Annotated in this window: 28 protein-coding genes; 11 read left to right on the top strand and 17 right to left on the bottom strand. The window is 71.8% G+C overall.

Features of this window, described 5'->3' with window-relative positions:
• Positions 1-3: 3 nt before the first annotated feature.
• From B7K22_RS04635 to B7K22_RS04605, 7 genes are all read right to left on the bottom strand, one after another.
• Entirely contained in the window at positions 4-291 is a 288-nt protein-coding gene (locus tag B7K22_RS04635; RefSeq protein ID WP_084038771.1) for a hypothetical protein, read from the bottom strand.
• Positions 288-662: a WXG100 family type VII secretion target gene (locus B7K22_RS04630; protein ID WP_084038769.1), complete on the bottom strand. Its 375-nt coding sequence runs from the start codon at positions 660-662 to the stop codon at positions 288-290. The genes B7K22_RS04635 and B7K22_RS04630 overlap by 4 nt, the downstream gene beginning before the upstream one ends.
• A gap of 53 nt (positions 663-715) precedes the next feature.
• Positions 716-1,009 (bottom strand): WXG100 family type VII secretion target, encoded by a 294-nt coding sequence (locus B7K22_RS04625; RefSeq protein WP_084038767.1) that lies wholly within the window; start codon positions 1,007-1,009, stop codon positions 716-718.
• A gap of 176 nt (positions 1,010-1,185) precedes the next feature.
• Positions 1,186-1,806 (bottom strand): hypothetical protein, encoded by a 621-nt coding sequence (locus tag B7K22_RS04620; protein ID WP_084038766.1) that lies wholly within the window; start codon positions 1,804-1,806, stop codon positions 1,186-1,188.
• Positions 1,790-2,089, bottom strand: a complete 300-nt coding sequence (locus B7K22_RS04615; RefSeq protein WP_084038764.1) for a hypothetical protein — start codon at positions 2,087-2,089, stop codon at positions 1,790-1,792. The genes B7K22_RS04620 and B7K22_RS04615 overlap by 17 nt, the downstream gene beginning before the upstream one ends.
• Before the next feature lie 116 nt (positions 2,090-2,205).
• Complete coding sequence (locus tag B7K22_RS04610) at positions 2,206-2,661, bottom strand: DUF1772 domain-containing protein (protein ID WP_200807359.1); 456 nt, start codon at positions 2,659-2,661, stop codon at positions 2,206-2,208.
• The gene (locus B7K22_RS04605) at positions 2,658-3,491 is read right to left on the bottom strand and encodes an NAD(P)H-binding protein (protein ID WP_084038762.1); all 834 of its coding nucleotides are present in this window, start codon (positions 3,489-3,491) and stop codon (positions 2,658-2,660) included. Before B7K22_RS04605 ends, B7K22_RS04610 begins: the two co-directional genes overlap by 4 nt.
• A gap of 129 nt (positions 3,492-3,620) precedes the next feature.
• On the opposite strand from B7K22_RS04605, the gene B7K22_RS04600 reads away from it, so the two are divergent.
• From B7K22_RS04600 to B7K22_RS04595, 3 genes are all read left to right on the top strand, one after another.
• Positions 3,621-4,562: an AraC family transcriptional regulator gene (locus B7K22_RS04600; protein WP_084039753.1), complete on the top strand. Its 942-nt coding sequence runs from the start codon at positions 3,621-3,623 to the stop codon at positions 4,560-4,562.
• 82 nt (positions 4,563-4,644) lie between these two features.
• Complete coding sequence (locus B7K22_RS12030) at positions 4,645-4,800, top strand: hypothetical protein (RefSeq protein WP_159448757.1); 156 nt, start codon at positions 4,645-4,647, stop codon at positions 4,798-4,800.
• A gap of 174 nt (positions 4,801-4,974) precedes the next feature.
• Positions 4,975-5,244, top strand: a complete 270-nt coding sequence (locus tag B7K22_RS04595; RefSeq protein WP_084038760.1) for a hypothetical protein — start codon at positions 4,975-4,977, stop codon at positions 5,242-5,244.
• Between the two features lie 92 nt (positions 5,245-5,336).
• Here B7K22_RS04595 and B7K22_RS04590 read toward each other — a convergent pair whose 3' ends face one another.
• The 7 genes from B7K22_RS04590 to B7K22_RS04565 all read right to left on the bottom strand — a co-directional run bounded on the left by B7K22_RS04590 (position 5,337) and on the right by B7K22_RS04565 (position 12,063).
• Entirely contained in the window at positions 5,337-6,275 is a 939-nt protein-coding gene (locus B7K22_RS04590) for a hypothetical protein (RefSeq protein ID WP_084038758.1), read from the bottom strand.
• 151 nt (positions 6,276-6,426) lie between these two features.
• Complete coding sequence (locus B7K22_RS12025) at positions 6,427-6,594, bottom strand: hypothetical protein (protein ID WP_159448756.1); 168 nt, start codon at positions 6,592-6,594, stop codon at positions 6,427-6,429.
• 69 nt (positions 6,595-6,663) lie between these two features.
• On the bottom strand, positions 6,664-8,145 hold the full coding sequence (locus B7K22_RS04585) for a hypothetical protein (protein WP_084038756.1): 1,482 nt from the start codon (positions 8,143-8,145) through the stop codon (positions 6,664-6,666).
• Between the two features lies 1 nt (position 8,146).
• Positions 8,147-8,818 (bottom strand): sigma factor-like helix-turn-helix DNA-binding protein, encoded by a 672-nt coding sequence (locus B7K22_RS04580; protein ID WP_084038754.1) that lies wholly within the window; start codon positions 8,816-8,818, stop codon positions 8,147-8,149.
• Between the two features lie 79 nt (positions 8,819-8,897).
• Positions 8,898-10,442 carry a hypothetical protein gene (locus tag B7K22_RS04575; RefSeq protein WP_084038752.1) on the bottom strand — a complete coding sequence of 515 codons (1,545 nt, stop codon included), beginning with the start codon at positions 10,440-10,442 and terminating at the stop codon, positions 8,898-8,900.
• 1 nt (position 10,443) lies between these two features.
• Positions 10,444-11,193, bottom strand: coding sequence for a sigma factor-like helix-turn-helix DNA-binding protein (locus B7K22_RS04570; RefSeq protein ID WP_144276232.1), 750 nt, complete (start codon positions 11,191-11,193; stop codon positions 10,444-10,446).
• Positions 11,194-11,262: 69 nt separating this feature from the next.
• Positions 11,263-12,063 (bottom strand): HAD family phosphatase, encoded by an 801-nt coding sequence (locus tag B7K22_RS04565; RefSeq protein ID WP_084038748.1) that lies wholly within the window; start codon positions 12,061-12,063, stop codon positions 11,263-11,265.
• A gap of 144 nt (positions 12,064-12,207) precedes the next feature.
• On the opposite strand from B7K22_RS04565, the gene B7K22_RS04560 reads away from it, so the two are divergent.
• The 5 genes from B7K22_RS04560 (at position 12,208) to B7K22_RS04540 (ending at position 15,423) form a co-directional block, all read left to right on the top strand.
• Positions 12,208-13,302: a TadA family conjugal transfer-associated ATPase gene (locus B7K22_RS04560; protein WP_234983311.1), complete on the top strand. Its 1,095-nt coding sequence runs from the start codon at positions 12,208-12,210 to the stop codon at positions 13,300-13,302.
• On the top strand, positions 13,302-14,396 hold the full coding sequence (locus B7K22_RS04555; RefSeq protein WP_084038744.1) for a type II secretion system F family protein: 1,095 nt from the start codon (positions 13,302-13,304) through the stop codon (positions 14,394-14,396). The genes B7K22_RS04560 and B7K22_RS04555 overlap by 1 nt, the downstream gene beginning before the upstream one ends.
• Positions 14,397-14,546: 150 nt before the next feature.
• On the top strand, positions 14,547-14,714 hold the full coding sequence (locus tag B7K22_RS04550) for a DUF4244 domain-containing protein (RefSeq protein ID WP_084038742.1): 168 nt from the start codon (positions 14,547-14,549) through the stop codon (positions 14,712-14,714).
• The gene (locus tag B7K22_RS04545) at positions 14,711-15,034 is read left to right on the top strand and encodes a hypothetical protein (protein ID WP_084038740.1); all 324 of its coding nucleotides are present in this window, start codon (positions 14,711-14,713) and stop codon (positions 15,032-15,034) included. Before B7K22_RS04550 ends, B7K22_RS04545 begins: the two co-directional genes overlap by 4 nt.
• The gene (locus tag B7K22_RS04540; RefSeq protein WP_234983310.1) at positions 15,031-15,423 is read left to right on the top strand and encodes an Rv3654c family TadE-like protein; all 393 of its coding nucleotides are present in this window, start codon (positions 15,031-15,033) and stop codon (positions 15,421-15,423) included. Before B7K22_RS04545 ends, B7K22_RS04540 begins: the two co-directional genes overlap by 4 nt.
• A 259-nt stretch (positions 15,424-15,682) precedes the next feature.
• Here B7K22_RS04540 and B7K22_RS04535 read toward each other — a convergent pair whose 3' ends face one another.
• Both B7K22_RS04535 and B7K22_RS04530 read right to left on the bottom strand, forming a co-directional pair.
• Positions 15,683-17,638, bottom strand: coding sequence for a hypothetical protein (locus B7K22_RS04535; RefSeq protein WP_084038738.1), 1,956 nt, complete (start codon positions 17,636-17,638; stop codon positions 15,683-15,685).
• Positions 17,635-18,195: a sigma-70 family RNA polymerase sigma factor gene (locus B7K22_RS04530; RefSeq protein WP_084038736.1), complete on the bottom strand. Its 561-nt coding sequence runs from the start codon at positions 18,193-18,195 to the stop codon at positions 17,635-17,637. Before B7K22_RS04530 ends, B7K22_RS04535 begins: the two co-directional genes overlap by 4 nt.
• 165 nt (positions 18,196-18,360) lie before the next feature.
• Between B7K22_RS04530 and B7K22_RS04525 the strand changes: the two genes are divergently transcribed.
• From B7K22_RS04525 to B7K22_RS04515, 3 genes are all read left to right on the top strand, one after another.
• The gene (locus B7K22_RS04525; protein ID WP_084038734.1) at positions 18,361-20,697 is read left to right on the top strand and encodes a sodium-translocating pyrophosphatase; all 2,337 of its coding nucleotides are present in this window, start codon (positions 18,361-18,363) and stop codon (positions 20,695-20,697) included.
• Between the two features lie 38 nt (positions 20,698-20,735).
• Positions 20,736-22,346, top strand: coding sequence for a 50S ribosomal protein L11 methyltransferase (locus B7K22_RS04520; RefSeq protein WP_084038732.1), 1,611 nt, complete (start codon positions 20,736-20,738; stop codon positions 22,344-22,346).
• Positions 22,347-22,576: 230 nt separating this feature from the next.
• Positions 22,577-23,281 carry a hypothetical protein gene (locus B7K22_RS04515; protein WP_084038730.1) on the top strand — a complete coding sequence of 235 codons (705 nt, stop codon included), beginning with the start codon at positions 22,577-22,579 and terminating at the stop codon, positions 23,279-23,281.
• 82 nt (positions 23,282-23,363) lie between these two features.
• Here B7K22_RS04515 and B7K22_RS04510 read toward each other — a convergent pair whose 3' ends face one another.
• Positions 23,364-24,197: an inositol monophosphatase family protein gene (locus B7K22_RS04510; RefSeq protein ID WP_144276231.1), complete on the bottom strand. Its 834-nt coding sequence runs from the start codon at positions 24,195-24,197 to the stop codon at positions 23,364-23,366.
• Positions 24,198-24,268: the final 71 nt, after the last annotated feature.

Genomic DNA, 24,268 nt, shown 5'->3' with positions numbered 1-24,268 from the left:
CTCTCAGCCCGCTACCTCCTTCGCCTGCTCGACGGCGGCCTCGTAGCTCTGGCGCGCGATGTCCGCTCGTTGGGACAGATTGGCGGCGCGTTCGCCGAGGAGGCGCGCGCCCACTGACCACACGCCCACCTCGCCGATGAACTCGCGCGAGGCTTGACCCGACCACGCCGCCAGGAGGTTGGATCCGTGGTTCGATGCGGAGCGCTCGAAGCCCTCGAGGAACGTCGCGAGATCGTCGAGCGAGCGCCGCAGCGACGTCAGGTCAGCGGTGTCGACCGAGTGGCGCGTCACGAGGCACGCTCCACACCGGCAGAGCGGCCACCCGCGCGCGCCGACGGCGCGCGCATCATCGAGCCCACCTGCGTGGCCGCGGTGCGCGCTGCACCGGATCGCGACGCATCGGTGGCCTCATACGAGGTGTCGGCGGCCCGCATGCGAGCGATGAGGCTCGCGAGCGCGGCGCGCGTGACACCCGCATCGGCCACGAACGCCTGCCACTCGGAGGCGAACGCGTCCGAGGACGCTCCCGTCCAGCTCGCGCCCACGACGCCGGTGACGTCAGCGTTCGCTGCCTCCATCTGCGCGTCGAACTGCGCGAGCAGCGACTGGAGCGCATCGGCGGTGGTCGCGACCTGTCCGGTCGAGACGTAGAACTGTCCCACGGGGACTCCTCAGCTCAGCGCCGCGCCCAGCAGGCGCGGCGTTCCGACCAGGGTCAGCCGCGGAACGAGTTCGCGATGTTGCTCTCGGACTCCTCGTACGCCAGCGCCGTCTTCGACAACTGGTCCGAGATGCCCACGAGCGACTCCTTGAGCTGGATGCCAGCGGTGTCCCACTGCTCGAACAGGTCGAGGAAGCTCTGCGAGGCGGCACCGCCCCAGTCGCCGGCCACGAGGCCGTTGACGAGAGACTTCAGGTTCGCGAGCTGCGACTCGATCTGGGTCGCCCCAGACGACAGCTGGTTCGCGACGCTCGACAGTGATTCCGACGTGACCTTGATCTCGGCCATTGCCCCTCCTAGGACGGTTGCGGTGCCATCGCGGGACTCACGGTAACCGGGAGAGCCGCGGATGAGCAAGGCGACGTGGCGACGTTCACTGCATCGGTGCGTGGAATGTCACGGTTCGTCCGTTTCTCGGCCGATCGAGGGGGTCCGAGCCCGCGACTGGCGGTGGCGGCGACGCACTACTGCGCGGCCGGGATCCCCAGGTCCTCGGCGACCCACGGCCGCCCGGCCGCGAGCACCGTCATCGGGATGCCGCGCTTGGCAGCGGCGCCGTGGACCAGGCGCGCGAGCTCGGCGAACTCCCCATCACGCCCCGCGAGGTCGCTCTCGAAGGCCGTCGCGAAGGAGCGCGCGATCTCGGGCTGCGGCTTCGCTGGGTCGTCCTTCCGGGTCACCACGAGCCGCAGGTCACCATCCTTGCTGATGAGCCCTCCGAGCACCGACCGCCAGCTCGCGCTGCGGTGACCCGAATACACCTGCAGCCTCTCGATGTGGTCCCAGCGCGTGAGCCCGACGCCGGGAGCCCGGATGCCCTCATCGGACACGGCGACGGCGAGCTTGCCGTCGGCCGTCGTCATGCTGATGCCAGAGGACAGCAGACCCAGGCCCCTGAAGAGCGGGATCGCCATGATGAGGCCGAACACGATGCGCAGAACGACGTTGATGCCGTCCGACCAGAAGATCATGATGGCGATGACCGCCAGGCCGAGCGTCGCCATCGCGATGCCCTTGACGATGGTTCGTATCGCTGCGCTGCGACTGTTCCAGTACTGGACCTCGCCGTCAGGGAGTGCGCTCACCGGGTTCTCCGTTCGTGCCGTCGGACGACTGTGCTCCGTGATCCAACCGTGCCACCCTGCCGTAGGTCAACCCGGTGCGAGGGTCGGGCACCAGGCGCGCCTGGCGCCGCTCGCGCAGGGCGCCGGCAAGTCCGCCGACGAGGCCGCAGCCGCTGAGCAGGAGCCCGCCGAGCAGCCAGTGACGAGGCGAGTCGACCGGGGCGGCCTCGAGGATCAGCAGGAAGACGACGATGCCGACGGCTCCCGCCACGGCGGTGAGGACGAGCGTCGTGGTGCGGCTCATGCGTGCTCTCACCTCGGCTCCAGATGGGGTGTCGCGTCCACTATAGGCAACGCGCCTCGGCAGCGGCGCTCGGGGAGCGCAGATGCGCGGACGGCCGTCGTGGCGGTGTGGGGGCCTCAGAGCGCGAGCGTGAACAGGCAGGCCCCGACGGCGCCGGCCGCCGCGCGCACGTGGTTCCACCGCAGCCACGGCGTGACGAACGCCCGCCATGACGCCGCCGGATCGGTCGCCCGTGCGAGCCGCTCGTTGAGCGGGATGTTTCCCACGGCCGTCACGCCGATCCCCGCGACCAGGACCACCGCCGCACCGGCGATGGCCCAGGCGCCGCGCGGCTCGTCGCCCGCTATCGCCATCACGGCCGCCGCGAGCGGCACGGTGATGGTGAGCAGGATGAGGATGCCGAGCGGCGCGCGCAGGGCGTGGCGGTTGATGGCCTGCATGGTCGCGGCGGCCGCGGCATCCGGCTGCTCGCGGATGCCGGCCATCACGAATGCCGAGAACGCATACAACACGCCGCCTGCAAGTCCGCTGATCACGGCGGCCGCCGCGACCACGGCCTCGTACACGCTCACGCCGTCGCCTCCACGGCCCACGTGCTGCCCACGCGCGCGGCATAGTCGCGGAAGTCCGTCGCCGGCCTCCCCAGCGCCTGCTCGACGCCGTCGGTCACCATGCTGTTGCGGCCGTCGAGCACCTCCGTGAAGAGGTAGCGCAGCAGGTCGATCTCGCCCGTGCTCATGCCCTCGGCGGCCAAGCTGGCCGCGAAGTCCTCGAGAGAGATCGGGTGATAGCGCATCGGCCGTCCCGACGCGCCGCTCATCTCCGCGACGGCCTCCGCGAACGTCAGCGAGCGCGGACCGGTGAGCTCGTAGATGCGGCCCGCGTGCGCATCGGACGTCAGCGCGGCCACGGCGACCTCGGCCACGTCCTCCAGGTCGACGAAGGGCTCGGCGACGTCGGTGACGGGCAGCGCGAGCATGCCCGCGCGCAACGGCTCGAGCAGGAAGCTCTCGTCGAAGTTCTGCGCGAAGAACGCGCACCGCAGCACCGTCCGTTCGGGGAAGGCCTGCGCGACCATGGCCTCCGCGCGCTGGGCCTCGGTCTCGCCCCGGCCGGACAGGAGCGCCAGGCGGGTCGCGCCGAGCGTGCGCGCCAGCTCGGCTGCGCGCGCCGCGGTCTCGGGAGCTCCCGGCATGCCGAGGTCCGGCGCGAAGGCCATGTAGACGGCGTCGGCGCCATCGATGACCGGTGCCCACGTGGAGGGGTCCTCCCAGTCGAATCGCGGGGAGCTGCCGCGCGAGGCGCGCCGGACCTCGACGCCTTGCTGCTCGAGGCGGGCGGCGACGCGCCGGCCGGTCTTGCCGGTGGCGCCGAGCACGACTGCCGTGGACTGCTGTGACATGGTGACCTCCTGGTGTGGATGGGATGACCTCCCCAGTGAAGGCCGGCAGGGCGAGACGATCCATGGCCGATGCGCTCGCTCGCATACGCATTCGTCTCGCCTGGCTCGATTCGCGCCTACGCTGGCGTCATGGACGTGGTGTCAGGTCTGCTCGACGGGCCGCGGGCTCGGGGAGCGTTCCTGCTGCGCAGCCACCTTCGCGCGCCGTGGGGCATGCGCATCGAGGACGAGGCTCCGCTCACCATCGTGCCGGTGCTGCGCGGCGGCGCATGGGTGGGGCCGGGCGGCTCGGACGATGAGGACGCGGGCGAGACGCTCGCCGCCGGTGACGTCGTCCTGCTCCGCGGACCGGAGCACTACGTGGTCGCTGACGCGCCGACGACCGCTCCCACCGTCGTCGTCGGACCTACGGAGATCTGCCGTGCGATCGACGGCGGCCCTTCGCCGATGACCGTGTTCGGCGTGCGCTCGTGGGGCAACGACCTCGAGGGTGAGACCGTCATCATCACCGGGACGTATCCCTTGGACGGCGCCGTCGGCCGGAGGCTCCTCAAGGCTCTGCCGCATCGCATCGCGCTGCGACGCGGCGACGTGGATCCTGTGCTCGTGGAACTCCTCGCGCGCGAGGTCACGCAGGATCTGCAGGGTCAGGAGGCCGTGCTCGATCGGCTCCTCGATCTGCTGCTCATCACCTGCCTGCGCGCGTGGCTGGACCGCGAGGATGCCCCCGGCTGGTACCGAGCCGATGCGGACGATGCCGTGCGAACGGCGCTCAGGCTGATGCACCACGATCCCGCGCGGGAGTGGACGGTCGCATCGCTGGCGCGAGAGGCCGGCCTGTCGCGCGCGGCATTCTCGCGGCGGTTCGCTGCGCTCGTGGGCGAGCCGCCCATGACCTACCTGACGGGGTGGCGGCTCGACCTGGCCGCGGACATGCTGCTCGCCGATCAGAGCGCGACCCTGAACTCCGTGGCGCGCGCGGTGGGCTATGCCTCGCCGTTCGCGCTGAGCGCGGCGTTCAAGCGGCATCGCGGGGTGAGCCCATCGGATCACCGGCGCCGCGTGGCGTGAAGGGGACGACGTTCATCATTCCCGCGTCCGCGATCGGTGAAACGGTCTCGCGCCGCAGGTCGGGCGATGCGACGATGGGTTCATGAGCACTGACAGGAGCCAGGGCGAGCAGCCCACGCAGGGCGCCACCGATCCCGAGGACACGCACCCCGCGAAGGAGGCGGCGACGGAGAAGCCCGTGCCGCACGGCGACGGCGAGCCCCGCGAGACCGACGATCAGGAAGCGCCGAGCGACTGACGGCAGCCCGGCCAGCGCATCGGCGCCGCCGACCCTCCCCCACACGGCGAAAGGGGCCCACTTCGCTCTCCTGAGCGTCTAGGCGAGCGAGTTGGGCCCACTTCGCTCGTCGAGGGGCGCGGTTCGCGCGGCCGTCGACGCGCGCAGCCGCGCACGACGTGTGACGATGGGCGCATGAGCGCTGAAGGATTCGACTACCGTGTTCGCAGCAATGGCGAAGTGGCGATCTTCCACCACGGCAGACTCGCCAAGATGATGCGAGGCGATGAGGCGCGGCAGTTCCTCGACGCCGTCAAGGACGCGGACCCGCAGGAGACGATGGCCGCCGCGGTCGGGAACGACGGGCAGATGGCGCGCCCCGGCGCGCAGGCGACATCTGCGACCGCCCTGCACGGCAACGGCGAGGCACACGCCGTGAAGGACTTCCGCCGCAAGACCGGCTGAGCCGCGCGCGAACTTGCATCACCTCGCCTCGCCGCACGACGCCCCCAGCGCAGGAGACGTGACCAACCCTCGCGGGCGCGGCGGGGGCAGGGTCACTCGATGGTGAAGGTCGCGGCCTCCGAGATCGCGATGGCGGGAGCAGCCTCGACCACGTAGTGGGCCGGCACCTCGCGCTCGAGGAGCTCGGTCAGCACCTCCTGCGGGACGTCGCACAGCATCTCCGTGCCGCCCTGAGTCTGCGACTCCGAGCAGTACGGCTCGAGCTCTTGCGCGCCAGCGAGGGGTGAGTAGCCGGCGGTGTACTGAAGGTAGGCGAGGTCGGTGAAGCCCTCCTCGATGAGCGCGCGCGCCGCCGCGGCCGGCTCTCCCAGGATTACGGGCGTCCAGGCGTAGACCTTGTACTCGCCGGCGGGAAGATCGGCATTCTCGTCCTCGAAGGCGGCGGCCGCGGCCTGACGCTCGGCGACCTCCTCCTCCGTCGCCGTCGCCCAGTCGAAGCCCTCCCAGATCGCCGACATCTGCGCGGACACGTCGCACAGCGACGCGCCCGTGAAGTCGAGCGGCTCGCCGGCAGGTGACGCGCCCTCCGGGGAGGCGACCGCGTACGCCGGCACGAACTCGTTGCCCCAATCGGGCGTCACGACCACGCCATCGCGGGTGACGATGAGCTGGCCCTGCTGGGCGAGGAAGGCGGTCGCCTGGTCCGCGTCGGTGACGAACGACACGGTGGCCGATGCGCCCGTCTGGTCACTCTCGACCGTCACCTGAGGAGAGATCCCGTGGGCGGTCGCGGGATCCGCGGACCACTCCTCGCCGCATTCGGGAGGCGTGAAGAGGCCGCCGGCCTCCGCCTCGATCTCACCGACGTCGAAGGTCACGGCCACGGTCTGCGCCGGCGCGGAGGGGCTGGCGGACGGCTCGCCGGCTGCTTCGCCCTCCGACGACGTGAGGAACTGGACTCCATACCAGCCGACCGCTGCGGACAGGCCGGCCAACGCGACCGCGCCCACGGCCAGGAGCCCCTTGTTCATCGCGCCGTCATGTCCTTCCGGCGCAGGCTCGCGCCACCGTGAATCTTCGTGATTGAGGCTCAATGGTACGGCCTCGAATCGGGCGAATCGATAGCCCGCGCGGACGATCCCGCTCCGTCCCTGGTCAGGGGCGTCCCCTGTGAGGAAGCCGTCACGCCGAGGGCGGGATCAGGGGGGCCACGGCCGACGCTGCGGGAGCATCGTGCCCCAGCACCGGGCCCAGGGAGGGCGACGGCTGCCATGCCTGGACAGTCCATCCCACGGCGATGCCGAGGGCGAGCGCGACCGCCGCCGCCAGCCCCATCTGCGTCCTGCTCACGCGTCACCGTCCCTGTCGCATTGGCGTCCTGCCACTACAACGCGCGGGAGGGCCTCAAGGGTTGGGGCCCTACCGCTGGGGGCTGACGACGATCGGTCCCGTGACCTCGCGCGTGCCGGCGTCGTCCGTGATCGTGAGGGGCTCGACCATGATCGCGCTGAAGACGCTCGTCGCCCGCTCGCCGCACCACTGCACGTCCTCGACCCGGACGCTCCACGGCTGAGGGCCGTCGTAGCGGACCACGGTGAGCGTGGTCGCGACGGTGGCGGTGACATCGGCCCAGCCCACGGCGCGCTCCGCGTGAACGGAGGTGTGCTCGTCGACGTCGATCACAGCCTCCTCGAACAGCCAGATCCGCCCCTCCGAGGGAAGGTCGACAGTGACCTCGGACCAGTCGCCCTCCACTGGCCACGCGGCCGGCTCGATCACGTCGCCCGGCGCGAGGCTCGCGAGGTCGCCAGGCCAGTGGAGCGCGAGCCCGGGACTGTAGGCCCAGCCATACACCTCGTCACACTGCGGCACCTCGCCGTCTGCGAGGGGCTCGGGTGAGCCGGCGGACCCGAGCGCGTTGCTCGGCTCGCCGAGCGTCACGGCGCGCGGCTCGGACACCAGGGTCACGTCGAGATCTGCCCCGTGCAGACTCGCGTGGTAGGGCACGGTGATGGTTCCCGCGTCTCGGTCGACTGTCGTGCCGGGATGCGCATCCGGATCGCACAGCAGTGGCTCGTGCATCTGCCAGTCCGCGTATTGCTGGCACTCGTACGATCCCGGGAGGAGGTGCTCCCAGTGGGGGGCGTCGGCGATGGTCAGGCCCTGGTTCGACAGGTCCTGCAGTGCCGCGAGCTGCGGTGATGCCGCGATGTGCGCGACCAGGTACACGTCGTAGTCGCCCGCCTCGAGCGGGAGGAAGCCCGCAGAGGCGTCGCAGCTGAAGGCATAGTTCCACCACGTGCCCGAGGCGTCCAGCGACCAGTCTGGCGAGATCTCCATCCATCCCGCCGACCCTCCACCGCCGTCGAAGCCCACGACCACGCCGTCCTGCACGAAGATCATCAGCGGGGCGCTCACCATCGCTCCGGTCGGAACCTCCGGCGAGCCGGTGATCGCCACGGATCCGAGCGACACCTCGGTCGCACCGTATGCGTCCTGCGAGAGCTCGCTGTCGATGTCGAACTCGAACGCGGCGCTGAAGCCGCCGCTGCGGGAGACCGGCTCCGGCGCAGGATCCCCGCAACCGAGCCACTCGAGTCCGCCCCAGCCTCCGTACGGGACCGCGTCGTCGAGATCGACCGTCGCATACGCGATGGGCGCGGTCGAGGAGGCGGATGGCGTGGGAGCCGCCTCCTCAGGCTCAGCGAGGCTGCCCGCCGTCGTCACGGCGGCGACGGCGAGTGCGCCGACACCCAGCGCGGATCCCGCGCCCCAGCCCAGAGCCGACCGGCGCCGCCGACGTCGGATCTCCCGCTGCACGGTGGAAGGCGCCTGCACGTGGGAGAGGGCCCGGGCATCGGCCGCGATCTGAGCTGCGAGCTCATGCGCCACATCGCGCATGTCACCACCCCTCGCCGTGTGCGGCGACCGTCACCGTCGCGGTCTCGAGCGAGCCGTCCGAGGCGATCAGGTCGGGCAGGGCGTAGCCGCGGACGTGCAGGGCCGCGGCGGCCCGGTCGAGCAGCTCGGAGGCCAACCGTGGGGGCATGGAGAGGCGATGCGCGATCTGATCGATGGTGAGGTCGTCGTAGCAGCGCAGCAGCACGGCCGCACGGACGCGCGGCGACAGCGTGGACAGCGCCGATGCCAGGGCCGGGGTGCGCTCGTGCGCGGACTCCTGCACGGGTTGCGGCGTGCTGTCGCGCCGCTCCTCGTCCGCACGGAGGGTGCCGGACGCGTCAGGCCCAGGCGCGGCCGCGAGGGCCAGGACGTCTGATGGCGGAGCGAAGGCGGCATCGTCAGGTGCGGCGTGATGGCGAGGCGGCTCAGCTGAGGCGGGCTCGGCGTCGCCCGCGGCGCGCAGGTACGCCGCCATGACCGCCGCGCGGACGGCGCGCTCGCCCTCGTCAGGACCCGCCAGGCGGCGCCTCGTGCCGAAGACCTGCGTGAGCGCCCGATCGACTCGCGCCGCCGCGTCCTCCGCCTCCTCGCCCGTCAGCGCGGCGGTATAGGCGACGAGCGCGGGATAGCGCGCGTGTGCGGCCTGCTGGTACAGGTCCTGCCAGCGCGCCACATCGCCCCCTTCGCAGTGAATCGGCTCCTGCCGACAATACGGGTCGCGCGACACTGGTGCGCGGGGCGCGCGGCGAATGTCACTCGATGCGGATGACCTCGAACTCCTCCACTCCTGCGTTCGTCACCACCGTGTGGGGCGCGACGAGCGAGAACCCGAGCGAGCCCATCGGATAGCGGGACGGCTCCGCGCACCAGTCGACCGACCCCAGGTTCAGGTCCACCGCCGCGGGACCGTCGTAGCGGCTCACCGTGATCCGCGGCGGCAGGTCGACGTCCACGGACCCCACGACGTGGTGCAGCGAGTACGCGTACGAACCGCCTTGGCTCAACGCCGCGCGACGGTCGATTCGCTCCGTGATCCAGAGTCTGGCGTCCGGGACCACGATCGCGGCCGACGTCCACTCGCGGCCCTCGACCCAGGCGTGGACCCGCGCTGGCGAGTCGAACTCGACCGATCCCGCGCTGTCGGCCCACTGCAGGGTCGCCGCCGACTCGCTGAGCGCGCTGTAGATCGCACCGCACTCCATCGGCTCGCCGGGGACATGCGGCGGGTTCTGCTCCTCGATGGTCTTACGCGGGTCCAGCGCCGCGTCATCGATCGTGAGCGGCACGGCCCTCGTGACGAAGGTGACGTCCACCTCTCGGCCGAACGCGTCCGCCCGGTACGGAAAGGTGATCGAGCCCGCCTCGGCGTCGACGGCCGTGCCAGGGACGGCCCCCGGATCGCACGTCAGCGGCAGCGCGCTCCGGGACTCCTCGCGCTCCCGCTCGCACTCGTAGGAGCCCTCCCGGAAGGCTGCCAGCAGGCTCGCGGGCGGAACGGAGTACCCTCGGCCAGCCAAGTCAGCTCTCGCATTGGCCTCCTCGGTCGCGTGCACCCGTGTCATCCAGGCCACCTCGTAGTCCCCCGCCTCGAGCGTGCGGACGGCAGGGGTGCCGGCCGTCGGTCCTGCGTCCGCGGCGCCGTCGCACGCGACGGCGAGCACACCGAGCCCGATCCAGTGCTGGGTGCTGGGATACGCGCGCGAGAACGTCGTCACGCCGCGGCGGGCGCTGGGGGTGAGCCAACCGACCACGACGCCGTCGCGCGCGACGAGGCCGACCATCGGGTCCACGACCACGGGGAACTCGTCCGGGCGGCCGTAGCGGATCGTGGCGCTCGCCCTGGCGGCCGTGCCCGAGGTTCCCGCACGCACGAACACGCGATCCGGCACCTGGTGCTCCGCGCGAAAGCCGTCGCGTGCGGACATCGAGCCCGGCAGAGGCTCTCCGCACTGCGGCGGCCCCTCGACCAGAGGATCGGCGAGCCAGTCTCGCTCCGCGCCGAACTCGACCGTCGCGAGCGCCCACGCGGCCGGCTCCTCGGCTGGTGCTGGAGGCAGCGATGGCGTGGGCGAGTGCGCTGCGGCGCTCGGCGGCTCGGTGGAGTCGCTCGCAGCGCCGTGCACGGCACCCACGGTGATCGCCAGGATGGCCAGGCTCGCCGTCCCCGCCCACGCGGCTGCGCGGCCCGCTCGCCGCCGCGCGACGTCGCGCGCCCATGACTGCGGAGCGCGGGCGTGCTCGAGGCGGCGCGCGTGGCCATCGCGCAGGCGCGCGAGCTCGGCGGACAGGTCGCGCATGTCACGTACCCACGTCGACGGTGACCTCGACCTCAGCGAGCGCGTCATCAGCGATGGCAGGGGCGACGACGATCCCCGCCGCGCTGCCCAACCGCCTCGCCGCCGCGTCGATGCGGCGCCGGACGGCCGGTTCGCCCATGCCGGTCAGGGCGGCGATGCGCCGTGGGGACAGGCCGTCGAGGTGATACATGATGACGAGCGCCCGGTCGGCGGGGTGGAGGTTCACGAAGGCCTCCGCGAGCTCGTCGGGCGAGTCGCGCCCCACGTGGGCTGGGGGTGGGGCGCCGTCCTCACCGGACGGTGGCGCGAACGGCGACCCGCGCATCGGCACTGCGGTCTCGCCGTCGACCGGGACGCGGTCCTCCACGTCCTCGGCCGCCGTGCTGCCCCGCGCGTGCGTCCTGACACCCTGGACGGAGCCATGATGGTGCCCGCCGTCGCGACCGGCGCGACCGGGTGCGAGCGCGTCCAGCGCCGCGTCGGCGTCCCCGAACGACCCGTAGTCGGCTGTCGCGGCGGCGGTGCCGCCCTCACCGGCCAGGGCCACGCGGCGCGACATCGCGTCGCGCACCTCGACAGAGAGGAGGTGCGCCGGCGGGAGGCGCCGTGATCGCGTGAACAGGTCGCGGATCGTTCGTCCGAGCAGTTCCTCGGCCTGGCCATCGCCGGCGGTCAGCAGGCGCGCGTGCGCCAGCAGCTCCGCGTAGCGCTCGCCGGCGAGCGCGGAGTAGGCCTGCTGCCAGCGCGACATGGCGCCTTCCTCCTCGATCCCCTCTGACACTACGTCTCGAGGGCCGCCCGCCGCTACGCGACGGTGCCTCTACTCGTCCTGTCTGCGAGACGCCTGGACGAGCATGACGGTCGCGGCGACGGCAGCCGCGACCGCGACCACCGTGATGAGGGTCGAGCGCGTCGACGGTCCCGAGTGCAGGCCCACGGGCCGCTTGAACCGCAGCGCGCCCCAGCCGTGATGCGCGGCTGCGGCACGCAGGGCCCGGTCGGGGTTGATCACGAAACCATGGCCCACGGCGTTGAGCATGGGAGTGTCCGTGATGGAATCCGAGTACGCGAACGAGCGCGACAGGTCGTAGCCCTTCTCCTCGGCGAGCGCGCGCACGGCGTCAGCCTTCGCCTCACCGTAGGCGTAGAAGGTGATCTCGCCCGTGTAGAAGCCCTTCTTGACCTTCAGCTCGGAGGCGACCACAGCATCGGCCCCCAGGAGCTGCGCGATGGGCTCGACGACGTCCCTGGCCGAGGCCGACACGATCACCACGTCGCGGCCGTTCGCCTGGTGACGGCGGATCAGGTCGAGGGCCTCGTCGTAGACCACGGGGTCGATGTGCTCGTGGACCGTCTCCTGCACGATCTGCTGGACCTTCGCGACCTCCCAGCCCTTGATCAGGTCGCTGAGGGAGTCGCGCAGCCGGTTGGTCTGGCGTTCGTCAGCGCCGCCCACGAGGAACAGGAACTGGGCGTACGCCGTGCGCAGCGCGTGCGCGCGGGTGACGAGACCGCCATCCACGAACGAGCCCGCGAAGGCCATCGACGAGCTGGTGGCGATGATGGTCTTGTCGAGGTCGAAGAACGCCGCCGACCGGGCACTGCGGTTGCGCAAGGGCATGGAATCTCCTCCTGCCGTCAGCCTAACTGGCCGCACCGACGTCACGCATCGCCGTGCGTCCCCAGGGGCAGGACAGGAGCGGCGGTCCCCAGCGACGGCTCAGCGCCGATGCGCGGGCGGACTCTGCCTGGCACGTTCGCCAACGTGACGGAACGACAGGCGGGGGAGGTGGGAGTCAGCGCACGACCGTGGGCAGGGCCCCTCGCACCGTGGCTGCTCGCCCCTGGGGTGACGGACGTGCTCGTGCACGCCCCCGGCGCGGCGTGGATCGACAGGGGGCGCGGGCTCGAGAGGGTCGCGGTCGATCTCGCGACGGCCGGCGCCGTGAGGGCGCTCGCGACCCGCCTGGCGGCTGCGGGAGGAGCCCGCCTCGATGACGCCTCGCCGGTGGCGGACGCGCGCCTCCCCGACGGCACGCGGCTGCACGCCGTCCTCCCACCGGTGGCACCCGAGTGCACGGCCATCTCGCTGCGCATCGTGCGCGAGCGCGCCCTCACGCTCGAGGACCTCGAGGCGAACGGCGCTCTCGACCGGGTGATGCGGCAGGTCTGCGCAGCGCTTGTGGCGCGGCGAGCCTCGCTGCTGGTGACCGGCTCGACGGGCAGTGGCAAGACCACCTTGATGGCGGCGCTGCTGTCGGCAGCATCGTCCGCCGAGCGCATCGTCGTGATCGAGGAGGCGGGCGAGATCATGCCTCACCACGCGCATGTGGTGAGGCTCGTCGAGAGGCGCGCGAACATCGAGGGCGCCGGCGCGATCGTGCTCGCGCAGCTGGTGCGCGAGGCCCTGCGGATGCGGCCGGATCGCGTGGTGCTGGGAGAGTGCCGGGGCGTGGAGATTCGCGACGTGCTCGCGGCGTTCAACACCGGTCACCCGGGATCCATGACCACGCTGCATGCCAATGCGCCCGCGCAGGTGCCGACGAGGCTCGCGACGCTCGGCGCTCTCGTGGGAATGCCGGAACGGGCGGTGCATGCGCAGGCGCTGGCCGCCTTCGACGTGGTGCTCCACGTCGAACGGCGCGAGGAGGGGCGCTGGCTGTCTCAGGTGGCGGTGCTCGTCGGGCGGTCAGACGGCGGCCTCGACGTGGTGCCGGCACTGACGCGACATCGGGGTGGGAGCCTCGCTGGACCCGGGATCATGGCCCTCGCGCAGCTGGTGGGTGAAGGCGCTGTCGCGGGCGCCGCGGGGGCGATGGGCGACGCCACCCGTCACGGCGCAGTGCGCAGGGCGGGCTGATGAGCCTCAGCGGCGCGCACGCGCGAGGGCCGGATGCCGTGCTCGCAGACGCGGTGGCGCTGCTGCATGCCGGGGTGGGGCCCGAGCGCGCGTGGGAGATCGTGGGCGTGACCACCGCCGGCGACGGCGTCCCCGTGCAAGGCGCCTCCGATCTCGCGGATGACGCCATGGTCGAACGCTCCGTGATCGCGGCCGCGACTCTGGCGCGCAACACGGGAGCCCCGCTCGCACGTGTGCTCGAGGCGATCGACGCCGCGCTCGCCCAGGTCAGGGATGCGCAGGATGCCGCCGAGGCCGCGCTCGCGGGCCCGCGGATGAGCGCGAGGATCCTGAGATGGCTGCCGCTGGTGGGCGCCGGGCTGGCCGCCGCCGTCGACTCGTCTGTCGTATCGCTGCTCGTCGGGACCTCCGCCGGGTGGGCGCTGCTGGTGGGCGCCGCAGCTCTCACCTGGGCCGGGTCAGCGTGGATGGCGCGCATGGTTAGAGCTGCAGGGGGTGGACCGTCCGCGAACGAGGTGCCCACGTCCGTCATCCTGGCTCTCCTCGATGCCGCGCTCGCGTCTGGCATGCCGGTCGACCAGGCGAGCGAGCGCGTGGCGGAGGTGGCCGAGTCCCGCGGCGCGCGGCAGCTCCGCGAGATGGCGGCGTGGCTGCGCAGCGGGGCTGAGCGCTCGCCGGCCGAGGGGGTGCGGGCGACGGGCGCGGTGGGCGGCTCCGATTCCGGGCGCGAGTCAGCGGGCCTCGCCGGCGGCACGCGTCCGCCGCGTCGCCGCCGACGCGCTCGTCGCACGCGGCGTGCTCCCGGCGACGGTCCGGCTGAGCTCATGGAGGTGCTCGCCGGGCCGCTCTCGCTCGCGCTTCACGCCGGCGCTCCTGCGCGATTCGGTCTTCGCTCCGCGAGGGCGCGCCTGGAACGCGAGCAGCGCCGGCGCACTCAGCGCGCTGCTGGTGAGCTCGGCGTGCGACTGACGCTCCCGCTTGCGCTGTGCCTGCTGCCCTCGTTCGTGCTCGTCGGTGTGGTCCCGCTGCTGATCGCCGTGATCGCGGGTGCGGACCTCGGCTCAATCGACGGGATCGATCCTGACGCTCCGTGACGGCCGCTAAGCGATGCGCGCTCGCTGCATCCCCAGGGCCGCCAGGTCGACCTCCGACCCACAGCGGCGCCGCGTGCAGCGAGCGGCGACCGCGACGCTCCCGCAGGCTGGCCATGCTCCGGCGCACGCCCGGAGCGGGAAGGAGTCACCATGACCCTGCTTCGCCGAGTGGTGAGCGAGGACGACGGCATGGCCACCACCGAGTACGCGCTCGTGACAGTGGCGGCCGCCGCTTTCGCCGGCATTCTCATCGCCCTGATCCGGTCCGACGAGGTCCGCGAGCTGCTGGCGGGAATCCTGCGCTCGGCCTTCGGATGAGCACCGGGCGCGACCGTGGGTCGGTCTCCGTCGAGCTGGCGGCGGCCCTGCCCGCGGTCGCGCTCGTGCTCGGGGCCGTGCTGTCCGCGGTGGGGTGGGTGCGCGATGCGATCACCGCCGAGGAGCTCGCGGCCTTCGCGGCGCGGACGGCCGTGGTCGAAGGCGCCGATGCGGCGGTGGCGGCCGTGTCAGGCGCCAGCGCCGTCGCCCAGGTGACGATCACCTCGTCAGGCGGTGCCGTGACGGCCCGAGTCACCGTCGAGACTGCCGCGTGGCTTCCCGCGGCGAGCGCGGCCTCCACGGCCATGGGACCTCCGTGAGCGCGCCGTCTGCGGTGGCGGCTCCCTTCACCGGGGGCGGGCGCGAGCGCGGGTCGGGGAGCGTGCTCACGCTGGCTCTGGTCGTGGCCATCGTCGTGCTGGGCATGGCACTGGTGAGTGCAGGGGCGCGGACTCTCGCCCGCGTCGACGCCCAGAACGCGGCGGACCTGGCCGCGCTCGCCGGAGCGCACGCAGCGCGAGGCCACGCAGCTCAAGGCGATGAGTCCCGAGAGGCCGCGTGCGAGGCGGCGAGCGCCGCCGCCCGGGCGAACCGTGCCACGGTGGTGCGGTGCGCGGCAGCGGGTGCGACCCTGACCGTCCTGGTGCGAGGCGGGCGCGGTGCCGAGGCATCCGCCGTCGCCGGACCTGCGTGGGCCCGCGCGCCGTGAGACCCACCGCTCCAGCGCGAGCTAGGGGACTGGCACCTGGGACCCGGGACCCGGGACCCGGGACCCGGGACCTGGGACCCGGAGGCGGCGCGGCTGAGGGGATCACGCCGCCTCCGGGGCCATGAAGAGCGCGGATGGGCATCGCCCGGCGCGCTCTTGGCGCCATCGTGCCACACCACGCGCCTGGGCGGACACTGGAGCTGCGCCGACGATGGCGCAGGTCCGGCGGGCCCACCGATCGGGCCCGCCGGACCTGTGTTCAGCGCACCGTCAGCGAGCCCAACGACGTCCAGACCTGGAACTCCACCCAGTCGTACGCTCCGTCAGGAGCGGGCAGGATCGCCGCGTCGGTCGCATCGTCTCCGCCGAAGCTCGGCTCATCCACGAGAGTGCCGACGTCCGGTTCGAGGACCGAGGAGCCCTCGGCTCCGCTCTCGATGTCGAGCTCGCCGTTGCTCGCGCGACCATCCGCAGCCTCCTGCTCCGCCATGAGGTCCTCAGCGCCGCCGAAGGCGACCGCGTATCCGGATCCCACGTGGACGTTGCTCTGGACCAGCACGGTGTAGGTCCCGGGCTCGACGGCGGAGGATCCGTCGCAGGCGTTGACGTTGCGCAGCAGCGCCTCCGCGTGGCTCTGCTGGCCGGGCGCGAAGAAGCCATCGTCGGGGACGACGGACATCTCGGCGATCGCCGGCTCGACCACGCCGTGTCCCCCGCGCTGGAGCGACTCGGTGTATGACTCCGCCACCACGCGTCCATCCTTGACGAGTGCCAGGACCGGCGTCTGCCCCGAGTAGTAGCCGGGGATCGTGTGCTTCGACACGTTGGTGGTCGTGCCGGTGACGAGGGGATTGCCATCCACGACGTAGCCGTAGCTGACCGAGATCGAGGACGGCACATCCACCTGCACATCGAGCAGTCCCATCTCCGCAGACTCCTTCGGGAACGCGCCGTCCACGCCCTGATCCCACACGCATCCGTAGTAGCGCGACTCCCAGGCGTCGTCGGTGTGCGCCATCGCGTCGAGCGTCTTGATCCAGCGCTGGGATCCGGGTGCCATGTCCCACAGCGCCGATGCTCGGGTCGCGTCGAACAGCTCCCTCGCCAACTCCGGGGTCAGCAGGTCGTCAGGAGTGTCGACCGGGTCACTCGGCTCGACGGGGTCGATCGGGTCGACGGGAGGCTCACCCGGCTCGCCCGAGCCGAGGTAGGCGCCGAACGGGTCGTCGACCGGATCGCCGTCGACCACGTGCTGGACGGGTCCCGCCGCGACCCGGAACGTCTCAGGGAAGGGCGCCGAGCCGGGCGTCGGCTCGCCCTCTGAAGCCGTGCCCTCCGAGCCACCTGCACCGCCGCCAGCCGCGCCGGACTCGGCGCCGTCGGTCGCGACTGACGAGTCGGTCCCTGCGACGTCCTCCGTCGGCACGTCGGTGGGGCCGGTCGTGGGCTCCCCAGCAGGCTCGGTGGTCTCGGCGGGAGCAGGCTCCGCGGCGCCGTCCGCGTAGGCGAGCGTCCACGCCTGGTGGACCTCGTACGTGCCAGCGGGCAGAGGCTCGCCATCCCAGCAGTTCACGGACTCCATCACGGTGGACTGCTCGAGGGAGCTGAACTCCGTCGAGGGGTCGAGGCGCTCGTAGACCTCCTCGGGCAGCATGGGCTCGTCGGCCGGGCCGTAGGTGAACGGCGACTCGCCCACGAGCCGGCCCACGACGATCCCATCCCACACGATCAGTGCGTCGGGCGACGAGATCAGGTCGACGGGGCGAGACGCGGTGAGGGTGTGTGGCAGCTGCAGCTCCGTGCCGTCGAGGGTGGGCTCGCCCAGCTCGAAGTCCACCCCCGAGGCGTCGCCCCAGGCCCACGTGCCGTCGTCTGCGGAGAAGGTCGAGCCGCACCACCACTGCTCCGCCGGGCGCGCCAGCGCGGTATCGCCCGCGGCGTCGTAGCCGGCGCCGGACTCCTCCATGGCCTCGCCCTCCAAGGCTGCCGCGGGCGCGTTGGCCTCGCCGCTGTCCCCTGAGCTCGCGATGGTCGACACGGGCCCTAGCGCCCCGAAGGCGATGACGGCGCACGCTCCCGCACCCAGGAGCGCGGTCGACCCCGTCCGCACCGCTCGCTGACGCCTGACGCGACCCGCAACCGTGCCCACGCCCACCGACACCTCGTCGACGGGAGCGCGGTCCGCCGCGCCCCGAAGCGCATCTGAGAGCTTCATGATCCGTTCCTTCCTGAAGAGCGCGATGAGTCCACGGTGGTCTCACCCGCATCGGCTGACCGCGCATCCTCGAGCGGACCCAACGCCAGCTCCAGCTGACCCAGCCCGTCGCTGAGATAGCGCTTCACGGTGCCCTCGGCGATGCCGAGCTGCCGCGCGATCTGAGGAACCGTCAGATCGTCGAAGTACCGCAGGACCACGCACGCCCTGACGCGTGGCGGCAGGGTCGCGAGCGCATCGGCCACGTCCGATCCCGCCTCCACCTCTCCCAGCCGGTCAGGCGCGAACGCGTCCGGTCGGAAGAGGTGCTGAACCCTCTGCCACCGCTGCTGGCGGCGATAGATGTCCACGTACGCGGTCGTGATCGCGCGCCGCACGTACCCCTCGGCCTTCACGACCGTGAGTCCCTTGCGCTCGCGTGAGAAGGTCCGCACCAGCGCGTCCTGGACCAGGTCCTGCGCCTGCACGGGATTGCCGCACACGAGGTACGCGTAGGACAGCAGCGCGCGCTCGCGAGTGCGCACCAGCTGCTCCATCGTGTCCTGCCACTGAGACATGTCCCCTCCGGTCGTCTCTGATCGGGTTCCTCGCACTGTCGACGCACGGGTGGCGTGAAACGTTGGGTCGCGCCTCGCCCCGCCTCTCATCGTCCCCTAGAGTGACCGGCATACCGTTCGCGCGACACCGGCGTCGCGCCACGTCTGTCTCGTCAAGGAGGACGAATGACAACAGCAGTCACGAGCGAGCTCGAGGTGGGCGGGTCGAGCCTGACCATCGTCGCGGTGATCGGTGCGATCGCCGCCGCGGCGCTGATCTTCTCCTTCGTCCTTCGCCAGCAGGTGCTCAGGGCGTCGGACGGCACGCCCAAGATGCAGGAGATCGCGGGCGCCGTGCAGGAGGGCGCCTCCGCGTATCTCAACCGCCAGTTCCGCACCCTCGTGCTCTTCGCAGTCATCGTCTTCGCGTTGCTGTTCCTGCTGCCAGGGGACGCCGGGGTGCGGGTGGGACGCTCGATCTTCTTCCTGCTCGGTGCTGGGTTCTCCGCGGCCATCGGCTACCTGGGCATGTGGCTCGCGGTGCGGGCCAATGTGCGCGTCGCCTACGCCGCGACGCAGAGCAACGGGCGCGCCGAGGGCGCGCGCATCGCTTTCCGGACCGGAGGCGCCGTCGGCATGTCCGTCGTCGGCCTGGGGCTCGTGGGAGCGGCGGCCGTCGTGTTCCTCTACCGCGGCGACGCGGCGGCAGTGCTCGAGGGCTTCGGCTTCGGAGCGGCCCTGCTCGCGATGTTCATGCGCGTGGGCGGAGGCATCTTCACCAAGGCCGCCGATGTGGGCGCCGACCTCGTGGGCAAGGTCGAGCAGCACATCCCCGAGGACGACCCCCGCAACGCGGCGACCATCGCGGACAACGTGGGCGACAACGTGGGCGACTGCGCGGGCATGGCCGCCGACCTGTTCGAGTCCTACGCCGTGACGCTGGTCGCCGCCCTCATCCTCGGCAAGGCCGCCATGGGCGAGCAGGGCCTGGTCTTCCCGCTCATCGTGACCGCGATCGGCGCGATCGTCGCGACCGTCGGCGTGTTCATCACCAAGGTGCGCGGTGGCGAGTCCGGGCTGGCGGCGATCAACCGTGGCTTCTACGTCTCCGCGGCCATCGGCGCCGTGCTCGCCGCTGTCGCGGCCTTCGTCTACCTTCCTTCGTCCTTCGCGGAGATCGGCACCGAGGCCATCGCCGACGAGTCCGGCGACCCACGCATCATGGCGACGGTCGCCGTGTTCGTCGGGATCGGACTGGCCGGCATCATCCTGTGGCTCACGGGCTTCTTCACGGACACCGCGAAGAAGCCCACGCGCCGCGTGGCCGCGACGTCGAAGACCGGTGCCGCGACCGTGGTGCTCTCTGGCATCGGCGTGGGCCTGGAGTCGGCCGTCTACACCGCGACCGTCATCGCGGGCGCCGTCGTCATCCTGTTCTTCGTCGCCGGCGGGTCCATCACGCTCGCGCTGTTCCTGGTGGCCCTCGCGGGCTGCGGGCTGCTGACCACGGTGGGCGTGATCGTCGCCATGGACACCTTCGGTCCCGTCTCGGACAACGCCCAGGGCATCGCGGAGATGTCAGGCGAGGTCGACGAGGAGGCCGCGCAGACCCTCACCGACCTGGACGCGGTCGGCAACACCACGAAGGCGATCACCAAGGGCATCGCGATCGCGACCGCCGTCCTCGCGGCGACCGCCCTGTTCGGCTCGTACCAGGACGCCGTCACGCTCGCGCTGTCCGACGCCGCCGCACAGGCCGCGGACTTCTCCTACGAGGTCATCAACCCGCTCACGCTCGTCGGCGTGATCATCGGCGGCGCGACCGTGTTCCTCTTCTCAGGCCTCGCGATCGACGCCGTCACCCGTGCCGCCGGCGCGATCGTGCTCGAGGTGCGCCGCCAGTTCCGCGAGCACCCCGGCATCATGACCGGCGAGGAGCGCCCCCAGTACGGCCGGGTGGTCGACATCTGCACCAGGGACTCGCTGCGCGAGCTCGCCACCCCCGGCCTGCTGGCCGCGATGGCTCCCATCTTCGTCGGCTTCGCACTGGGCGTGGGAGCGCTCGCCGGGTTCCTCGCCGGCGCGATCGGCACCGGGGTGCTCATGGCGGTCTTCCTCGCCAACTCGGGCGGCTCGTGGGACAACGCCAAGAAGATCGTCGAGGACGGCCACCACGGCGGAAAGAACTCGCCTGCGCACGAGGCCACCGTCATCGGCGACACCATCGGCGACCCGTTCAAGGACACCGCCGGTCCCGCGATCAATCCGCTGATTAAGGTGATGAACCTGGTCGCGCTGCTCATCGCTCCCGCGGTGGTGCTGCTGTCCTACGGCGACGACGCCAACCCGTGGATGCGCTGGGGCATCGCCCTCATCGCAGCGGTCATCGCGATCGTCGCCGTCGCTGGCGCCTCGCGGCGGTCGCATGCCTCCGGCATCGAGGAGGAGGCTGACCACGGAACGTCAGGGGAGGGCGACGCCGCTCCCATGCCGGGTGGGGCCGTCGACGAGCGGGTCGAGTAGCGCGCTCGCCGCGGTGACCGCGCGCTAGCCTCGCCCTCATGGTCACCCCGGCTCTCGACGCGCCCACCGCAGCCGCGCTGCGCGCTGACCTCGCGGGCTGGACGGTCGACGCGGTGTCCGAACGGCTGGGCGAGCGGGCGACGCGCGCGCTCGGGCGCGAGCAGGTGATGCCCGCGGTCGTCGCGGCGCGAGACGCCGGATCCGACCGGATCGCCGTGCTGTCGCGGCTGCTGATGCTGGGCGATCCCGTCAGCCGCGCTCAGGTGGATGCCGCGCTGCCTCGGGTGGGGGCGGCAGGTCTCGAGCGGGCGGGGCTGGTGCGCACGCAGGGCAACGACAGCGCCGATGCTGTGGCGGCTGTCGCGGACATGCGCCCCTATGCCGCCACCACCGAGGCTGGCCAGGTGGACTGGTGGGTCGCCTCCGACCTGGGGGAGGCCGTCACGGGCCGCGCGGTGGGGGAGGACCACGTGCTCGGGGTGGGCGGGGCTTCGACCACGCTCGCATCGATCACCATGCGCTCGCCTCGTGGGCGGGTGCTCGACCTCGGCACGGGCTGCGGGATCCAGGCCCTCCACGCGTCTCTCCACGCCGACGAGGTGGTGGCCACCGACGTCTCCCGCCGCGCCCTCGGCTTCGCGAGGTTCAACGAGGCGCTCAACGCGCCCGCGCTCGGACGTCCCTCCCCGCGCGACGACGCGAGCGAGACTGCAGCGGCCGAACGGGAGGCGAGAGCGCATCGGCCCTCCGCCGCGCACGCCCCGTGGGACCTGCGCGAGGGGTCACTGCTCGAGCCGATCGCCGGCGAGCAGTTCGATCAGGTGGTCACGAATCCGCCGTTCGTCATCACGCCTCCCGGAGCGCCGGCGTTCGAGTATCGCGACGGCGGGCTCCAGCGGGACGGGGTGATGGAGAGGCTCCTGTCGGGCCTCGGGGACGTACTGGCGCCCGGGGGTGTCGCTCAGCTTCTGGGCAACTGGGAGATGCACGGCGACTGGCGGTCGCGGCTCGAGGAGTGGCTCGACGCGTCGAACGTCGCCGTCGATGCGTGGGTCGTGCAGCGCGACGTCCTCGACCCGGCCGAGTACGCCGAGACCTGGCTGCGGGATGCGGGCATCACGCCCGAGCGCCATCCCGCGACGTTCTGGGCGGCCTACGAGGCATACCTGCGAGCGTTCGACGCGGTCGGGGCGGATGCGGTGGGCTTCGGCATCGTCACATTGCGCCGCCCAGCGAGCGGCGTGCCGACCCTGCGCCGGCTCGAGGAGCACGAGGGTGCGCTCGCAGCGCCCCTGGGTCCCACGCTGGCGGCGGCGCTCGAGGCCCACGACTGGCTGGTCGACACCAGCGACCACGCCCTGTTCGACACGGCGCTCACCGTCGCTCCCGACGTGACCAAGGAGACCTATGGCCGACCCCTTCAGGTCGAGCCGGAGCACATCCTCCTGCGCCAGGGAGGCGGGTTCGGCCGGTCGATCAAGGCGGACACCGCGCTCGCGGGGCTGGTGGGCGCGTGCGATGGCGAGCTGACGGTGGGCCAGATCGCTCACGCGCTCGCGGCTCTGCTGGACGTGCCGTCGAGTCGGATGCTGAGCGGGCTCGTCCCCGCGGTGCGCGACCTGGTGCGCGACGGCTTCCTCGTTCACTAGCGCGGCGTTGGAGCGGGCGTCCCAGGGAGCGGGACCAACGTCCCGGAAATGTCCGGATCCCGACGCGAAACGCACTCCGTTGCCATACCGTCACCACCATTCTTCGCAGAGTATTGCCTGGTAGATCATGTGTGGGACGACCACCGGGCCCATGGTCCCGGATGAATCGGAAACGTTGCCGCAACGCTTGAGTCAACCGGAATCCAACCCCGGATGGAAAGGAAGAAATCATGACCGCACGACTCAAGGCGCTAGGCGTGGTCCTCGCCGTCATCGGACTCGGCTTCATCGGGGTGGGCGCCTTCGCCTACACCCAGGTGGCCGCCGGGCAGCACTCCCTCGAGAAGTTCTCCGAGGCGCAGAACGTCACCCTCACCTACAACGAGGACGGCCAGCTGATCGACCGCGGCGAGACCGCGGCAGCGCAGGGCATCATCGACCTCGTCGAGAACGACTGGGGCTACGACCTCAAGGCGTCGGAGCTCGACCCCAACGACCCGCTCGTGAACACCGGCTCCGAGTACATGTATCAGATGGGCCTCGTGGCGTACCACACGCTGCACGGCACCACCACGGTCACCCTCGATGAGCCCGTCGAGTACAACGGCGAGACCTTCGACGCCGGCACGTACGAGGTCGCGACCGACGGCAAGTACTGGGCCGACTTCGACCGCATGCACCCCCTTGAGGGCCCGGCTCGCGCCGAGGCCTGGACCGCCACCGCACACGCCCTCATCGGCGAGCTGGGCGTCGGCTCCGTCACCGCCAACGTCCTCACCATGGGCCTGGGCGTCGCGGCCATCGCCGCCGGACTGGGCGCCACGCTGATCATCGCGGGCGGCGGCCTCATCTGGGCCGCGGCAGGTGACCGCAGGAAGCCAGCGCTCAAGGAGGCGCCCGCGATCGAGTCCATCGACGAGCCCGTCAACGCCTGATCTCACCACCACTGCAGGGCCCTCGCACATGAGCGGGGGCCCTGCAGCGCGTCCACCGCGCGAGCGCGGCGGGGGACAGCACCTAGAGCGTGTGGTTCGTGTGGCGGTTGATGGCCGCAGCGAGCGCGTCCCATTCCTGGGCGCGGGCCACGAGGAAGGGCCGCCCCGGCGCCCCCGGCCGGTAGGCGGCGCCGTCGAGATGACGGGCGACGTGTCCGGCCGCCCGAGCGATCGCGACGCCGGGAGCGTGGTCCCAGGGCTTGGCGCGAAAGTACAGCAGGAAGTCCAGGTCGCCGTTGACGAGGTCGCAGTAGTCCCAGCCGGCGCACATGCGCGGCGGGGTGATCTCGGCGACGTCGGCGTGGAGCCCCGTGAGTCCCTCGGCGACGGGCCCGGGAGCGAAGGTGAGGGTCGCCATGCCGCGCAGCTGGGCGAGCGGGCGCGGCTCGAGGCCGGCGATGTTCCGCATCGCCGTCACCGCGCCGTCGCCGTTCACCACCTCGGGTGCGAGCGCCCGGCCTCCGCGCAGCAGGTCGCCGGTCTCCGGGTGCAGGATCCATCCGGCATCGGTGTCGCCGGCCGCGACTCGCCCGATCATCACGGCGTATTCGACCGAGCCATGCGCGAAGTTCCACGTCCCGTCGACCGGGTCGAGGGTCCATGCGGCCGATGCGGTCGCCAGGACATCGGGCAGCGACGGATCGAGCTCGGTCGCCTCCTCTCCCACGACGGGGATCGCCTCGATGTCGGCGAGCAGCGGCGTGAGCGCACGCTCGGCCTCGACATCCGCGACGGTGACCAGGTCGTTGGGGCCGCTCTTCGCGGAGATCTCGCCATCGGCGAGGGAGCGGAATCGGGGCCGGATCACCTCGTCCGCGACGTCGCGCATGGCCCGTTCGACTCTGTCAGTGTTCACGCGTCCATCCTCTCAGAGCGCGGTGACGGCCACGTGAACAGAGCCACCGAGCACGACGTCACAGATGAACT

The sequence above is a fragment of the Demequina sp. NBRC 110053 genome (assembly GCF_002090095.1).
Taxonomy (GTDB): domain Bacteria; phylum Actinomycetota; class Actinomycetes; order Actinomycetales; family Demequinaceae; genus Demequina.
The sequence above is the reverse complement of the archived record's forward strand: the minus strand, read 5'-3'. Positions and strand labels throughout refer to the sequence as shown.

What these genes read in the sequence shown, in the direction of transcription:
- B7K22_RS04625 (WP_084038767.1), bottom strand. Translation starts at nt 1,009, where the DNA reads ATGGCCGAGATCAAGGTCACGTCGGAATCACTGTCGAGCGTCGCGAAC.
- B7K22_RS04615 (WP_084038764.1), bottom strand. Translation starts at nt 2,089, where the DNA reads ATGAGCCGCACCACGACGCTCGTCCTCACCGCCGTGGCGGGAGCCGTC.
- B7K22_RS04605 (WP_084038762.1), bottom strand. Translation starts at nt 3,491, where the DNA reads ATGTCACAGCAGTCCACGGCAGTCGTGCTCGGCGCCACCGGCAAGACC.
- B7K22_RS04600 (WP_084039753.1), top strand. Translation starts at nt 3,621, where the DNA reads ATGGACGTGGTGTCAGGTCTGCTCGACGGGCCGCGGGCTCGGGGAGCG.
- B7K22_RS12030 (WP_159448757.1), top strand. Translation starts at nt 4,645, where the DNA reads ATGAGCACTGACAGGAGCCAGGGCGAGCAGCCCACGCAGGGCGCCACC.
- B7K22_RS04595 (WP_084038760.1), top strand. Translation starts at nt 4,975, where the DNA reads ATGAGCGCTGAAGGATTCGACTACCGTGTTCGCAGCAATGGCGAAGTG.
- B7K22_RS04590 (WP_084038758.1), bottom strand. Translation starts at nt 6,275, where the DNA reads ATGAACAAGGGGCTCCTGGCCGTGGGCGCGGTCGCGTTGGCCGGCCTG.
- B7K22_RS04585 (WP_084038756.1), bottom strand. Translation starts at nt 8,145, where the DNA reads ATGCGCGATGTGGCGCATGAGCTCGCAGCTCAGATCGCGGCCGATGCC.
- B7K22_RS04575 (WP_084038752.1), bottom strand. Translation starts at nt 10,442, where the DNA reads ATGCGCGACCTGTCCGCCGAGCTCGCGCGCCTGCGCGATGGCCACGCG.
- B7K22_RS04570 (WP_144276232.1), bottom strand. Translation starts at nt 11,193, where the DNA reads ATGTCGCGCTGGCAGCAGGCCTACTCCGCGCTCGCCGGCGAGCGCTAC.
- B7K22_RS04565 (WP_084038748.1), bottom strand. Translation starts at nt 12,063, where the DNA reads ATGCCCTTGCGCAACCGCAGTGCCCGGTCGGCGGCGTTCTTCGACCTC.
- B7K22_RS04555 (WP_084038744.1), top strand. Translation starts at nt 13,302, where the DNA reads ATGAGCCTCAGCGGCGCGCACGCGCGAGGGCCGGATGCCGTGCTCGCA.
- B7K22_RS04550 (WP_084038742.1), top strand. Translation starts at nt 14,547, where the DNA reads ATGACCCTGCTTCGCCGAGTGGTGAGCGAGGACGACGGCATGGCCACC.
- B7K22_RS04545 (WP_084038740.1), top strand. Translation starts at nt 14,711, where the DNA reads ATGAGCACCGGGCGCGACCGTGGGTCGGTCTCCGTCGAGCTGGCGGCG.
- B7K22_RS04535 (WP_084038738.1), bottom strand. Translation starts at nt 17,638, where the DNA reads ATGAAGCTCTCAGATGCGCTTCGGGGCGCGGCGGACCGCGCTCCCGTC.
- B7K22_RS04530 (WP_084038736.1), bottom strand. Translation starts at nt 18,195, where the DNA reads ATGTCTCAGTGGCAGGACACGATGGAGCAGCTGGTGCGCACTCGCGAG.
- B7K22_RS04525 (WP_084038734.1), top strand. Translation starts at nt 18,361, where the DNA reads ATGACAACAGCAGTCACGAGCGAGCTCGAGGTGGGCGGGTCGAGCCTG.
- B7K22_RS04520 (WP_084038732.1), top strand. Translation starts at nt 20,736, where the DNA reads ATGGTCACCCCGGCTCTCGACGCGCCCACCGCAGCCGCGCTGCGCGCT.
- B7K22_RS04515 (WP_084038730.1), top strand. Translation starts at nt 22,577, where the DNA reads ATGACCGCACGACTCAAGGCGCTAGGCGTGGTCCTCGCCGTCATCGGA.